Consider the following 14,638-nt stretch of genomic DNA (forward strand, 5'->3'; position numbering starts at 1 on the left):
TTATGATTCATACGCATCAACAATATCCTGAACGAGCTTGTGCCGGACAATATCGGCTTTGGTCAGATATACAAAAGAGACGTTGTTGATGTTCATCAGTCTTTCCTGGACATCGATTAATCCGGACATCTCTCCGGCAGGTAAATCAACCTGTGTAATATCACCTGTTACCACCACCTTCGATTTAACACCCAGTCTCGTTAAAAAAGTTTTCATCTGTTTTACGGTACAGTTTTGCGCTTCATCCAAAATGATAAAGGAATCGTTTAGCGTTCTTCCGCGCATATAGGCAAGGGGGAGAATCTCTATCAGGTCAGTTTCCAGATATTTTTTTACATGTCCAACATCCATCATATCCGCGATGGCATCATAGAGCGGGCGCAGATAGGGATTTACTTTAGCCTTAATATCACCGGGCAAATATCCGAGTTTTTCACCTGCTTCCACGGCCGGCCTGGCAAGCACAATCCTCCTTATCCGTCCACTTTTCAGAAAAGAAAGTGCCAGGGCTACTGCTAAATACGTCTTTCCCGTCCCTGCAGGCCCTATACAAAAAACCAGATCATTTTTTTTAATCGCCTCTATGTATTTTGCCTGGCCATCTGTCTTTGGTTTTATAAAGATACCCCGTTGGAAGACGTCGATCGTTTGGGAGGAATCCTCACCTGACACGTTTTTTGCATCAACAATGGCTTGCTCCACGTCTTCCAGATCCAATCTTCCTGTAGAACGAACGATTTCCAGCAATCTGTTCAACACTTCTTTGCTGGCATCTACCTGCTCTTTTTCTCCTTCGAGTTTCAGGAGCCCATGACGGGCTACTAATTGGACATGAAAGGCATCCCTGATAAGACGCAAATGTCTATCATGACTGCCATACAGGACGGATGCTTCCGCGTCGTTTTCAAGGATGAGTGTATTCTGATAGGTGAGAGGTTCTTGAAAATATTCTTTGTTTACAGGATGTTTTTGAATTTTAACTTTTTGATTCATACTAAACTAATTGAAAAAATACGAAGAAATAATACGCAACCGGCATGCTAACCAATAGACAATCAATAACATCCAGTACCCCCCCAAAGGCAGGTACCAGGCGGCCTGAATCTTTTACATTTGCATCCCGTTTGAGAAGTGATTCTGCCAAATCGCCCAACAGAGCAGAAAAACCTATGGTTACTCCAAACAATAGAGACCACGGCAAACTCATCACCCTGGTTTGCGGGATAAGATTAAAAATCAGCGCTATGAAAACACTTGATAAAAGCGAAAAACAGGCGCCCTCTATCGTCTTATTCGGACTGATAACCCTTGACAGCTTGTGTTTTCCATATTTTCTGCCGAATAAATAGCCTCCAATGTCGCCAAACTTGGAAACGAGTAAAACCAGAATTACGATACAAAGACCGTGAGGGAAATGACGCAAGGCGATGGCGAAACTCAGGAGAAAGATTACGTAAAAGATACCGAATAGAGTTACCGCAATATTTTTTATGGCATCCCGGGTACCACGGATGAAAGTCTGGATGAGTAAAAGCCAGAAGATAAGGATAACCATGGTTTCGTGTCTGAGAAAATGGGAACCAATGCCAGAATTTGTGCGTACAGATAGCCAATACGACACAGATAACCACACGCCGGCAACAATACCAGAAATACGAAATGGAGAAAAATTGTTTTTCCCTGCAATATGGTAAAATTCATATAAACCAATTCCACCAGCCAAAATAGCCAAACACCCGAATCCTATATCTGTGGAATAAACAGAGTCTAATGCCAGAATGCCAAAGAACAGCGCGAACATAATAACGCCGAACATGATCCTCGTTTGAAGCGTACTCACTCTTGTAACCCGCCAAAACGGCGTTCCCGGCGTGCATAGTCTTTCATCGCTTCCTCCAGATGTTCCTTCCGAAAATCCGGCCAGCAGATGGGGGTGACCCAAAGCTCCGTGTACGAAATTTCCCACAACAGAAAATTACTTACCCGCATCTCCCCACCCGTCCGTATGAGCAGGTCGGGATCTGTCATTTCACCTGTATACAGAAATTTCTTAAAGGTCTCCTCCGTAATTTCATTTAAATCCATCTTTCCATCTTTAACACTTTTAGCAATATCTTTTGCCGCATCTACGATCTCGGAACGTCCTCCGTAATTGAGCGCAAGACAGAGTACCATCCCGGTATTATCCTTGCTTTCTTCTATACTGATAGCGAGTTCTCTTTGTACATCTTCCGGCAGGCCGCTTATTCGGCCAATAGCCGTTAAGCGGATATTATTCTCTTCAATCTCTTTTCGCTCCTTGACAAGGAACTCTTTCAGGAGTTTCATCAATAAATTAACTTCCCGTTTCGGTCTTTTCCAGTTCTCCTGGGAAAATGCATACAGCGTTAACTGTTTTAAATGTCTTTTCGCACATTCACGCGTTATTTCACGGACAGACTCGATCCCTTCCTTATGTCCCCTGATCCTTACCAGTCCCCTTTGCCTTGCCCACCGTCCATTCCCATCCATAATGATCGCAACGTGGGAAGGTAAATGCCCGTTTCCGCTCATAGAAGATTCACAATCTGACCACGATCCGGACCAACAGAAAGCATTTCCACCCTGATACCCAAAATCTTTTCAAGGGTATTTATATAGCTCTTCGCTTGCGAAGGAATATCTCTGATATCTCGCATTTTTGACGTATCCTTCTGCCAACCTGGTACTTCCTTGTATACTGGTTGACAATCAGGCCGCGCTGCCAAATCTGTGGGAAAAAGATCGTATACTTTATCAGCAAATTTATAGCCTACACATATCTTTATCGTTTTTTGTTCGTCCAAAACATCCAGTTTTGTCAAAACAGCGCCGTCCACACCATTCACCATTATTGCATGCTTTACAGCCACTGCATCAAACCAGCCGCACCGTCTGGGCCTTCCCGTAGTAGCGCCGTATTCTCCCCCTTTTTTCCGTAAATACTCACCCAATTCATCATTCAATTCGGAAGGGAAGGGTCCGCTGCCGACCCGTGTCGTGTAGGATTTCATTACGCCGAGTACCTTGTGTATCTGTTTGGGGCAAATACCCGTACCAACCGCCGCGCCACCTGCAGTAACGGAGGACGACGTGATAAAGGGATAGGTACCAAAATCCACATCGAGCAATGAGCCTTGGGCGCCTTCAAATAATACCTTTTTTTTTGCTTTTATGGCATCATCCATGAACACTACCGTATTGCACACGTAAGGTTTTATCTGCTCTGCATACGCGCAATACGTATCGTAAATATCCTCCCATGATAACGCATCTGCATTATACAAACGTACGAATATCCTGTTTTTTTCCTCTACGATCTTTTTGAGCCTTTGTTTAAAGTGCTCAGGGTGGTAAAGATCGGCTACCCGTATGCCCGTACGCGCCATTTTATCGGTATAACACGGCCCGATACCCCTGCGGGTCGTACCAATCTTTTCGTCCCCTTTTTCGGACTCAGAAAGTTCATCCAGTTTTTTATGGTAGGGAAACACAAGATGTGCTATTTCACTGATACGGAGGTTATCGCCTACTTCTATATTTTTCTTCCTCAACTCTGCGATTTCTTCCAATAATTGGAGGGGATCCAGGGCTACTCCGCTACCGATGATGCAATATTTATTTTTCCTGAGGATTCCGGATGGAATGAGATGTAATACGAATTTTTCATTATTTACGATGACCGTATGGCCCGCGTTGCTTCCACCCTGATACCTTACGATAATGTCAAACGACTCCGTGAGTATATCAACAATCTTACCTTTCCCTTCATCACCCCACTGCAATCCGACGAGGCAGGTATTAGAACCCATAGTTAAATTTTCCATAAAATTTTGGCAAAATCCTCCGAATCCATTGGGAAATAAGCTTTTACAGGATTATAAAAAATGGGGTAATGAATGTCAAGGGAATACACTTTTGCGACCTTGTATAAGGATATTTTGAAGAGAGGAAGGGCAAAAAAACTCATGGGAGGATGAGGAAAAAAACGGTATCATAGAAAACCCGTCACAAAGATTCAAATTATGGAGTATGGCAACATCACCTGCCTTATTCCGTCAGTCGAAGAGTCTATGAAAACGGACGGCGGTCTTTTGCCATCAAAACCGCCTCTTTCAAAAAGTCTTATAAACCATTATAGATATTCTGCGACTTCTGATCGCTCAATGCTTGGTTGAGTCGGTCGATGAGACTTCATAGAGTATTTAGTTCTTTCCAAACACTTCTTTCAGGAGGTCTGTCACCCTTGCCGCAGGATTTTTTCTGATGTTCTTTTCCTCCTCCCCTACCATGTAAAAAAGCCCATCAAGGGCCTTGTTTGTCACATAATCATCAAGATCAATTGACTCCGCTTTCATGAAAGGAATCGCCGTGAATTTACCCATCATGTCCTTATAATAATTTGTAACCCCTACCTGGTTCATTGAGTCAGAAATAGTTGGCTTGAACGAGTCGTAAAGTTTATTGTATGTTTTTTTCCTGAAGAAATCAGTGGCTGCAGTGTCTCCGCCATCCAGGATTTTCATGGCATCCTTGAAAGTCATCTGTTTTATAGCATCGACGAAATATTCCCTCGCGACAGGCGCCGCCTTTTCCGCTGCGCGGTTCATACTCAGCACAAAGTCATCGACCTGTTTCTGGAATCCGAATTTCCCCAGGGTATCTGCTACCTTTTGGATCTTTTCAGGCATTAAAATCTTAATAGCCTTATTGGCAAAATAACCATCAAGAGAGGATACGGAGGCTATAGTTTTATCCGTTGCAACGGACAGGGCCTCTTTTAACCCGGATATAACCGTACTCTCATCAAGGCCAGTTTTTGAAACACCACCACCTCCCTTTTTAAAAAGATTACTCAGAAACCCTCCATATGTGGTGCTTGCCGTCAGTACCAATGCCAGCATAATCACAATGTTTTTCTTTTTCATAAAAATTATTATCCTCAAAGAAAGCTTATATTTATTCCCACCCGATAACCGTGTACCCCTTATCACCTAAGCATTTTTCCATATATTGTCTGACCAAAGGGTCAGGATCTCTGGCTTTAAATAAACCAAAGAAAAGCCCGCTGGCACCCCCACCGGCGGCTCCTGCAGCGGCACCACGTCCGACGTCGCCGGTAACAGCCCCTACAGCCGCACCTGTCGCTGCCCCTACAGCAGCACCCACAACTGTCTGTTCGGCAACTTTCTTTTCAGTGCCATACTTACCAACATATGCCTCTGCAAGCTGAAAACAGTCATCGATATCTTTATCAGCTATTTCACGTCCGACCTTATTGAGATGCTCATTGGGATAAAGGACAGGCCTTTTTGTGGCACACGAAGTGGTTATGAATAGTACTGAAAGAAGAACTATAAATAAATGATGTATCATTTTCATAGTACGAAACATTATAAACAACAATAGCTATTTTTAAAATCAAATTATTCTGCACTCCTAAAAGAGATGTTCCTTTGTTTCGACGCCTTTTCATGAAGCAACTGTGTAGCTCACATAAAGTCAGCGAAATTGGCCATTCAAATAATCTTCGAAGGTATTCAATAATGCTTTCTGATTCATGCCTTTGTGCTTATGGGTGAGTAGGGTGCAGACCTGTTTTTTGGCATTGTTCAAAAGAATCCTGTGATCATAGATTAATCGGGCTACATCCTGAATTTCCAGATAGAGTTCAAGGATGTCTCCGCCTGGACTGCTCATAATACAGCGCTCATCCCAGCCCAGCCAGTCCCACTTGCATACCAGATTTAATTTCCCTGCAATAAATGTATTGAAGATCGCCTGAAACCAGAGGCGATGGTACCTGCCATCAAAGACTATATAAGCAGGTTCACCCCAATGGCCTTCGCAGGATGACCATGTTGAAATCCCAAGGGAAGAAATTGATTTCACCAGGCGTGCTATGAAAGGTTCCAGATCATATACCCGTATCGCAGGAAGTTGCCCGTATGTCATAAAGTGATCGAACCTGCCGTACCGGTCCCGCTCCCAATTTAAACGAAAAAGATCAACAGGAATCTCATTTGTAAAGAGCTCAATTACATATTGATTGTTATTTGTATCATACAATTGTGTATCGATATGGTCAAAATATACATGCCGGTTCTGAAGACTGTCCTCGTTATCATGTTTGTCAATAGCGTCCTGATGCGGTTTGTTATAAATCTTTTTATAATCGATATTCCGCAGGACTTCCAGGAATTCACCATCCTCTCTATGTGAATCATCACTCAATCGTATTTTTCCGGAATCCCTGTCCAATTCCAGTAAAAATCCCCGTGCCGAAAAGATTTCATAAAAACGTTCAAGATGTTCTTTTTTCCCATATGTTATTTTTTCAGTAAACTTTTCTATAAGGGATGTGTTCATTTGTTGGCAGAAGTATGAATATATGTGACAAAAAATTGATTTTGTCATGCGAATAATTGTATAATAACCGTCAAGGAAATACAACTTTTAATGTTGCTGGAATACATTTTTGCCTGATATACTTTGCAATATTTCTATTTCTTTAGGTGAAAAGAATTTTTAATTTTGCATGTCAGGACAAACGATCCTTCTCACCATCTTGCCGTTAACCTGGCCTAATATGCCTCCCATTGGACTGGGATACCTCCAGGCATTTCTTGCACAAAAAGGGATTAGTGCAGACTTAATAGATTTTAATCAGATTTTTTATACCTTTTCAGACCATCAACTGCAAAAGCAGTGGCTAATAAGTTGTAATACGCTTTTAGAAGAAAATATCCTTTCTCTTTTGAAACAGAACAATTCGGGGGAATTTCAGGATGCAATAGAGAAGATGTTGGACTATGAGGTTGTAGGATTCTCTTGTTTCAAGAGTAACTTTGAAACCACTGTGAGTATAGCAGAACTCCTGAAATCAAAGAAAAATACCCTTAAGGTCGTATTAGGGGGACCAGAAATAACCCGCCAATATTTTAAAAGTGAAGGCAGTTTTCACGAGAAAGTCCTCCAGGTAGCTGATTACCTGGTTGTGGGTGAAGGTGAAATACCTTTGTATCAATATCTTATTGGCAACAATACCCATAAAACGGCAGCAACGTTTGAACAACTTAGTGATTTAACAGACCTCCCGTTTCCCCGTTATACAGGAATTGACCTGAATGCCTATCCCAGGAAAAATACCATACCATTACAGTTTTCAAGGGGATGTATTCGAAGATGTAACTTTTGTTCGGAAAGGCTTCTCTACAACAATTTCAGGACCAGGGAAGTTAACAACCTTATTGATGAAATCAAATATCACAAGACCCACAACAATATTACCTATTTTGTGTTTTATGACTCGTTAATCAATGCAAACCTGAAGAAATTGGAGGCCTTGTGTGATAACATCATAAATCATTTTGGTTCGATTCCCTGGGAGGCGCAGATAGCCATAAGGAACGATATGGACAAAAGGCTCTTGAAAAAGATGAAGCAGAGTGGCTGCTATAGTCTTTTTGTCGGGCTGGAGTCTGCGTCAAATACCACCCTTAAGAACATGAACAAGGGTTTTACTACCGATGATGCCCTCAATTTCTTTCATGCCCTTCATCAGGTGAATCTTTTTTTTGGCATAAGTATCATAGTAGGTTATCCTGGTGAGACCGACGAGGATTTTCAAAATACCCTTGATTTTATTATTCATCATAAAGAGATTATACCTCAAGTTGCTCAAATTAATCCCTTTACGTATTATGATGGCACAACGGCTGATGAAACGGCAGATTATCGAACAAATCCAATAGCCCTGAAAAGAATGGAAATCTTTGTTAAAGAAATTAAAAAACATAAACTTAAGTATACCAATGCATTCATTGGGAATTTAATAGAGAAACTGAACTGTCGCAAATATGCTGGAAATTCATGAAATTACGATAAACAGGATATTGAATCCCACCTCTATAGATTTAGGGGAGTACGTAATAAATCCCTATATGGGTTGCGAGTTTTCTTGCCTTTATTGTTACGTGAGGTCAAACAAGGTCGTTCGTAAGAGGGAGAAACCCTGGGGCACATACGTAGATGTAAGAAAAAACTCACCTGATTTACTCGAAAAAGAAGTTTTGGAGAAAAAACCAAAGATCGTACTTCTTGGTTCTACGACAGAGTGTTTCCAGCCCATTGAAAAGGAATACCAGCTAACCGGAAAGCTCCTTGAAATTTTAAACAGATATAAAGTTTTTTATGTGATACTTACCCGTTCCCCCTATATTGTGGACTCTATTCCATTGCTCAATCAGGGATTTTGCAAAAGGATATATTTTACGGTAAACAATTTCAGCCATACTCTGAAACAGGTTTTAGAACCAAAAAGCCCGTCATTTCCTTCCCGAAGTAATGCAGTTCGTATCCTGCTTGATGAGGGTTTATCTGTCATACCCTATTTTTCTCCCGTTATTCCCTGGTTAACTGATATCAAAGAAGCGTTCTCAGCCTTTGAAAAGGCAGAAAGGATTGAATTCGAGCACTTAAATTTCAATTTCAAAAATACGCAGGAAATCATAAACAGTATTTCCCTTGCGCAGCCTGTACTGAAAGAGAAATTTACATCAATGATCTGCGAAAGAGTCTTCTATGAGCAAATCTGGAAAGAATTAGATGAGGAAATAGAAAGGCAGGCAAAAGGAGTAAAGAAGGGGTATAAAATATATAAACACAGTTTTGGTGAATATTTTAAAAATACATATTTGTAAACACGACTTTTAAGCAGTTTGGCCTGGCTTACGACAAAGCCTTGCCTTTTCAAACCATCAGTTCCTGTTGTCATCTCTTTTTACGCAACGACCACATGCGATGGTGGCGCCATAAATTCCGGTCCAACAGGTTCCTTGATAACCTTTTTCACAATTTGTTCAATGGTCAGGCGCGACGTATCATCCATCGCCCATCCCATCACATCCACCACAGGGTCTAACTGATCGGGCCTGCGTGCGCCCCACAGTGCTATGCTTACGCCCGGCTGGTCAAGCAACCAGCGGACTGCCAGCGCCAGCACACTTGTGCCAAAACGCTCACGGGCGAAATGCTCAAGCTGCGCGACGGCTTCAAGGTACTGACCATATCGTGGCTGCTGAAATTTCGGATCGACCTTTCGCAGATCGTCCCCCGTAAATTCCGTATCAGATTTCATCTTTCCGGTGAGCAATCCCCGGCATAGGGCACCGTAAGTTAGCGTAGTCAGGTTGTGTTTGCGGACGTAAGGCAGTACATCTTGTTCTATCTGGCGCTCGAATAGGTTATATGGCGGTTGCACAACGTGCAGTGGAGCGGCCTGGCGGAAGGTATCCATCTGTTTTGGCGAATAATTGCTTACACCAATAGCGCGGATCTTGCCCTGGCGATAAAGCTGTTGCATAGCCTCAGCGGTTTCCTCAATGGGAACCAAAGAATCAGGCCAGTGTACCTGGTAAATATCGATGACTTCGGTGCGCAGGCGTTGCAATGAATCCTCGATCTCTTTAAGGATTCGATCTTTTTTAGAATTGCGGAAGACCTTTGTGTCACGCCACTCTAAACCAACCTTGGTGGCCATAATAACGTCCTTGCGTTTACCGTACAACTCTATCGCCTTTCCGACAATCTCCTCCGAACGACCCTGTCCGTAAACTGGCGCGGTATCAATCAAATTGATCCCTTGTTCAATGGCCTTATGGATGGTGCTGATCGCTGCTTGTTCTTCGGTGCCTCCCCACATCCAGCCGCCGATAGCCCATGTTCCCAAACCAATTCGCGAAGCGCGTAATTCCGTTCCTGGGATATTGACGTATTCCATAGAGATTTTTTTTGCCTTTGACAGAAAATTTTTATAATACGCGGTCTATGCTTTTGTCTGCTGGTATCAAATCCCGGAGCCATCTGAGCAATTAATGTTGCAGTACTTCGGTCCTTCATCGCCTGCACTTACCAGATGTCTCCAACGGCCAGCACGCGGGTCTTCACCCGGTTCGACCGATGTGGTGCAGCACTCGCATCCGATGCTGGGATAGTTTTGCTTATGCAAGGGGTGTACAGGTACATCATACTCCTGAAGATATGTCTGAATCTGTTTGTCTGTCCAGTCGAATATCGGATGCAGGGTATATCCATGAGTACGTGGATCTTGTAAAAGTGGATTCAGTTTGGCACGCCGGCCTCCTTCGCTGCGACGCAAACCAACCATTGCAAGTTTACGCCCGTACTGCTTCATATGGTTGAGGAATGGAACTGTCTTACGCAAGCGACAGCATTCTTTCTGTCCGTCGGCAAAGAGATATAATTTCCTTTCGAAGTTTTTTTCCTGTTGCTCCGGGGTTAATTCCGGGTACAACGTCACCATATTTAATTTATAACGCCGCATGAATTCATCACGAAGCAGCAAAGTTTCGCGAAAATGATATCCAGTGTCTACGAAGAGTATCTCATTTTCCAGTTCCATGCTATAAAAGTAATGCATCAGCACAGAGGCCGAACTCTGCATGCTGCTCAACAGTACGGCATCCTTGCCAAAGGTTTCCACTGCCCAGCGGATCCGGTCCGCGGCTGTCAAATCCTGGAGCAGCTTATTTACAGCCATCAGATCTGGTTCTACAATATGTTTCATTGTTGTTTTTTCCTGAATGAAAGGATTTTTCAATCAATATCATCAAAATCTCTTTCAGATTATGTTTGTTTTGCTCGTTTGCGAAAATACAGGAATGTAAGCATAATAATTATTATACAGAAAAGACCTCCAATCGCAATATTTTATGCAGTATAATATGAAGAGTCAGTTTCTTTCAATAAAAAACAGCAAGAGGAAATAGTCCAGATGAACAATCAGAAATCCTCAGCCGCCGTTGAAGAAGGGCTTATTCAAGAGTGTTACACTCGTTCGCTACGGTTATTAAAAAGCAATTCAACCCCTGACGGTATTATTGCGTGTGCAAAATCGAAGAAGGCTGTGGACAGGTCCTATGCCAGCATTTTTGGGCGAGATGCAGCCATCTGTTCCCTGGGGATGATTGCATCGAAAGACCGAGAACTCGTGCACAATGCAAAGATAAGTATCCTCACCCTGGCGCACTATCAGGCCCCGAACGGACAGATTCCAAAATACGTAAAACCCGAACTCAAAGAGGTCGATTTCTGGTATTCGGGATGCATTGACGCCACACTCTGGTGGCTGATCGCCATAAACTTTTACGACCATTTCTTTCCCGAAGAACGGTTTGCGGAGCAGTTACGTGCGGCAATAGATCGCGCCTTTAACTGGCTTTTCTGCCAGGAACATCAGGGGTTATTCCTGCTACTGCAGAATGAGGCAAGCGATTGGGCAGATATTATGCCGAGATCTGGTTTTGTGCTTTATTCCAATGCCCTGTGGTATCATGTAAAAAAACTGTACAAAATTCCTACTGCAGACAAGACGAGACAGTATTTCAAAGTCATATTCTTTCCTTTTGATAAGGCGGTACCGGAACACCGGCGGGTGCGTATTCTGATGCACTATATCAGGAACAGGGCAAAGCGCAGCGATTTTTATCTCAGCTTTGTGAATTTTTCCTTCTGGGGAGAAGAGATAGACATTTTTGGCAACATCCTCAGCGCCTTTTTCGGACTGGCATACGCTTCCAAGTCATCCCGCATGGTTGATGCCCTGCTCAATTTAAAGATTCATCAACCTTATCCCGTGAGGGTAGTCCATGATCCCATACGGGAAAACAGCCCATTCTGGCGTCCTTACATGCGACGCCACAAGCAAAATCATCCCTATCAATACCACAATGGCGGCATTTGGCCATTTGTTGGCGGGTTTTGGGTAATGCTGCTGGCAAAATTAGGAAGGAGAGAGCTTGCGTGGAAAGAATTGGAGCGACTTGCTGAGGCAAATAGGGTCAATAACTGGGAGTTCAATGAATGGTTTCATGGAACGACAGGTGAACCAATGGGTATGGCAGGACAGTCCTGGAATGCGGCAATGTTCATACTGGCATTTCATGTCCTGCGGGATAACATTCATTTATACTAACTTTCATAAACAAGAAGGGCAACCTCATGGTTGCCCTTCTTGTTTTATGGATTTTGATTTTACACAACACTGAAACGTAACATTACTTCACTTGTTGTGTTCCATAGGATGATTTTAACAGTTAAATCAATTCACCCGACTTTCCTTCTTTGTCCTTCTCTTTGCTTTTGTCTTCAGACATGATGGAGCCAGCGAAGGCGGTCTTTACGGAGCCAGTCATTAATTCATCCGACTTTCCCTCTTTATCCTTCTCTTTGTCTTCCGCCAGGACAGAGCTAATAAAAGAACTATTTACAACACCAGCGCTGAACGTTAAGGCACTTACAGCAATAAGACTATAACCAAACTTCTTTAACATTTCCTTCTCCTCCTCACACTATTGGAAATTGAGCCATGCCGCCGAGAACACTCCCAGCACACCTAGCCGGCTTTTTAAGACACTTTTTATATGTCATGTAATTGATTCATTGTCAACAAATTATTTTTGTAATTCCAGTAACATACCTATAATGCTGCTTTATATATTGACAACAATAAATTCTTGTAAAATTTCGCCTTGTCGTGTGTCTTTTTGTCAGTTCAAATTAATCAAGAATGACATTCAATTTCAGCCATCTTTAGGCATGAAAGGCCATTAGTATATAGCGGGAGGGGGGTGAGGCCCCATATCGCTAACTTAAAATGACGGATCAATTTAACCGTATTATTGAATAACGAATATCGAATATCGAACAAGGAATTTCGAATTATGGGTTTTCTTATCCTCCTTTGTACGAATAATTCTGACGGCAAAATCTATGAAGCGTTCTTCAAGATCAAAAAGTTTTCTATTATCCTTCGACATTCATTATTCCTTGTTCGATATTGGAATCCTTATAAAAAGATAGTCCAATCTTTCTGTATTGCATATCTCATTCGTTTCAGATATAGTAATAAACCTGATACAATAAATTTTATTGGGAAAAAAACGAATGATGGGAGATGATTTGAATAAACCCGATGCATCTCTGAAAAATGACATAACTATCACCGCTGAAGAGCTGGCAAAGAAAAATAAAGAACTTCAAGCTGAAATTGTTGAGCGCAAAAGGGCGGAGGAAGAACTTCGCAAGTTATACCGCGCTATAGAACAAAGTTCAAGTACGATTGTGATTACGAACAACTGGGGCATTATCGAATACGTAAACCCCAAGTTCACTCAGTTAACAGGCTACCGTCCCGAAGAAGTCATAGGGAAAAATCCACGCATCCTAAAACCCGACAATGTATCGTCTGAAGAATTCCGTCAATTGTGGCAAACTATTACCGCGGGAAGGGAGTGGCGGGGAGAATTTTGTAATAGAAAAAAGAATGGTGAACTCTATTGGGAATTCGCATCCATTTCTGCAGTAAAGAACTCAGAGGGTGTCATCACCCACTTTGTTGCCGTTAAAGAAGATATTACCGAGCGCAAGCGGGCGGAAGAAGAAAGAAATAAACATATTAAGGAACTCGAGGATTTCATGTCCTATTCCACAACCATGAACGATGCGACAACAGAAGATGCGGTGTTTAAACACATGGTTCTTGCCTTACGAAAATATTTCGACCCGGATATTGTTGCTGCAATAATGCTGGACAGAGAGAGAAATATGCTGTATGTGCCTATTATTGATCCCCCTGTGCCTGTAAATGAACTCGTCAGGAACGAGGTCATCCTTGATCCCGCTTTATGCCGTGTAATTAAGACAGGCAAGGAGTGTTTTATAAAAGATATAACCAAAGATGCTTCCTGTGAGTGCGTAGTCCGCAAAAATGAAGAGGTTGGATATTTGTGCATTCCTTTAATAGCAGGTGGGATAACGTTTGGAATCGTTATGCTGATAAAAAAGGATATTCGTTGCTGGGACGATGAAAAGACCCACAGGCTTATATCAAACTATGTGGGGCTGACCGCTTTGTCTCTTCATAGACTGGAGCTCCTGGATATCGCGAAACATAGAAACATAACAGACGAGCTTACGGGGGTATACAATAGAAGATTCTTTAATGAGATACTGGACAAACAGTTGATCCTGGCAAAAAGACGTAACGAACACGTTAGTCTCCTTATTCTGGATTTGGATCATTTCAAAAATTTAAATGACGCATACGGAAATAGGGTAGGTGACCGTTTATTGCAACAAATAGCCAGGGTTCTGAGTGATTCTGTAAGTAAATCAGATATTGTTGCGTGGTACGGCGGCGAAGAATTTGCCATTATTATGCCCACATTGTTTGCAACAAAAGCCATTGTGAAGGCAGATGCAATTCGGAGAATCATTGAAGCCACGGACTTTGATGATATTGTATCGGGACAGACCCTTAAAATAACCATAAGCATTGGGATCGCTTCATACCCGGAGCATGGGACAGAACAAGAAACCCTGATAAAGCTTGCAAACAAGGCGTTGCATAAGGCCAAAGAAGAAGGAAGGAACAGGGTAGAATCGCTTTAAGTGTTTCTCTTCTGAAATGTACCTACAAAACGATAATACCCTTTTTCTTACCGGTTTGATTCAATTTTCCATCATTTCTCCATACCATTTAACCAAGTCACTCGTATCGATGTAAACGATCTCTTCTATAACGCAAATAAGTTTTCTT

Annotated in this window: 14 protein-coding genes; 4 read left to right on the plus strand and 10 right to left on the minus strand. The window is 42.4% G+C overall.

All coding sequences use genetic code 11. From position 1 onward, the window contains the following. From BROSI_RS11570 to BROSI_RS11600, 7 genes are all read right to left on the minus strand, one after another. Window positions 1-993 (minus strand): PhoH family protein, encoded by a 993-nt coding sequence (locus tag BROSI_RS11570; RefSeq protein ID WP_230400681.1) that lies wholly within the window; start codon window positions 991-993, stop codon window positions 1-3. A gap of 1 nt (window position 994) precedes the next feature. Next, window positions 995-1,840, minus strand: coding sequence for a phosphatidate cytidylyltransferase (locus BROSI_RS11575; RefSeq protein ID WP_157842500.1), 846 nt, complete (start codon window positions 1,838-1,840; stop codon window positions 995-997). Further along, entirely contained in the window at window positions 1,837-2,553 is a 717-nt protein-coding gene (locus BROSI_RS11580) for an isoprenyl transferase (RefSeq protein ID WP_052563956.1), read from the minus strand. Before BROSI_RS11580 ends, BROSI_RS11575 begins: the two co-directional genes overlap by 4 nt. Then, entirely contained in the window at window positions 2,550-3,845 is a 1,296-nt protein-coding gene (locus BROSI_RS11585; RefSeq protein WP_082059187.1) for an adenylosuccinate synthase, read from the minus strand. The genes BROSI_RS11580 and BROSI_RS11585 overlap by 4 nt, the downstream gene beginning before the upstream one ends. A gap of 378 nt (window positions 3,846-4,223) precedes the next feature. After that, entirely contained in the window at window positions 4,224-4,946 is a 723-nt protein-coding gene (locus tag BROSI_RS11590) for a DUF4197 domain-containing protein (protein WP_052563958.1), read from the minus strand. A gap of 31 nt (window positions 4,947-4,977) precedes the next feature. Continuing rightward, window positions 4,978-5,400 carry a glycine zipper family protein gene (locus tag BROSI_RS11595; protein ID WP_082059377.1) on the minus strand — a complete coding sequence of 141 codons (423 nt, stop codon included), beginning with the start codon at window positions 5,398-5,400 and terminating at the stop codon, window positions 4,978-4,980. Between the two features lie 120 nt (window positions 5,401-5,520). Further along, window positions 5,521-6,387, minus strand: coding sequence for a hypothetical protein (locus BROSI_RS11600; protein WP_157842501.1), 867 nt, complete (start codon window positions 6,385-6,387; stop codon window positions 5,521-5,523). A 169-nt stretch (window positions 6,388-6,556) separates the two neighbouring features. Here BROSI_RS11600 and BROSI_RS11605 point away from each other — a divergent pair, with 169 nt between their 5' ends. Together BROSI_RS11605 and BROSI_RS11610 are read left to right on the plus strand one after the other, a co-directional pair. After that, window positions 6,557-7,894, plus strand: coding sequence for a B12-binding domain-containing radical SAM protein (locus BROSI_RS11605; RefSeq protein ID WP_052563960.1), 1,338 nt, complete (start codon window positions 6,557-6,559; stop codon window positions 7,892-7,894). After that, on the plus strand, window positions 7,878-8,720 hold the full coding sequence (locus BROSI_RS11610) for an SPL family radical SAM protein (protein WP_052563961.1): 843 nt from the start codon (window positions 7,878-7,880) through the stop codon (window positions 8,718-8,720). Before BROSI_RS11605 ends, BROSI_RS11610 begins: the two co-directional genes overlap by 17 nt. Window positions 8,721-8,800: 80 nt before the next feature. Here BROSI_RS11610 and BROSI_RS11615 read toward each other — a convergent pair whose 3' ends face one another. Together BROSI_RS11615 and BROSI_RS11620 are read right to left on the minus strand one after the other, a co-directional pair. Beyond that, window positions 8,801-9,799, minus strand: coding sequence for an aldo/keto reductase (locus tag BROSI_RS11615; RefSeq protein ID WP_052563962.1), 999 nt, complete (start codon window positions 9,797-9,799; stop codon window positions 8,801-8,803). A gap of 66 nt (window positions 9,800-9,865) precedes the next feature. Continuing rightward, a complete protein-coding gene (locus BROSI_RS11620) occupies window positions 9,866-10,606 on the minus strand; it encodes a phosphoadenylyl-sulfate reductase (protein WP_052563963.1) in 741 nt (246 codons plus the stop codon). Window positions 10,607-10,813: 207 nt separating this feature from the next. Between BROSI_RS11620 and BROSI_RS11625 the strand changes: the two genes are divergently transcribed. After that, window positions 10,814-12,013 carry an amylo-alpha-1,6-glucosidase gene (locus BROSI_RS11625; protein ID WP_052563964.1) on the plus strand — a complete coding sequence of 400 codons (1,200 nt, stop codon included), beginning with the start codon at window positions 10,814-10,816 and terminating at the stop codon, window positions 12,011-12,013. A gap of 121 nt (window positions 12,014-12,134) precedes the next feature. Here the strand turns inward: BROSI_RS11625 and BROSI_RS11630 are convergent, their stop codons facing one another. Then, on the minus strand, window positions 12,135-12,371 hold the full coding sequence (locus tag BROSI_RS11630) for a hypothetical protein (protein WP_052563965.1): 237 nt from the start codon (window positions 12,369-12,371) through the stop codon (window positions 12,135-12,137). Between the two features lie 613 nt (window positions 12,372-12,984). Between BROSI_RS11630 and BROSI_RS11640 the strand changes: the two genes are divergently transcribed. Further along, on the plus strand, window positions 12,985-14,490 hold the full coding sequence (locus tag BROSI_RS11640; protein WP_082059188.1) for a sensor domain-containing diguanylate cyclase: 1,506 nt from the start codon (window positions 12,985-12,987) through the stop codon (window positions 14,488-14,490). Window positions 14,491-14,638 lie beyond the last annotated feature (148 nt).

It is taken from the genome of Candidatus Brocadia sinica JPN1, assembly GCF_000949635.1.
GTDB lineage: Bacteria > Planctomycetota > Brocadiia > Brocadiales > Brocadiaceae > Brocadia > Brocadia sinica.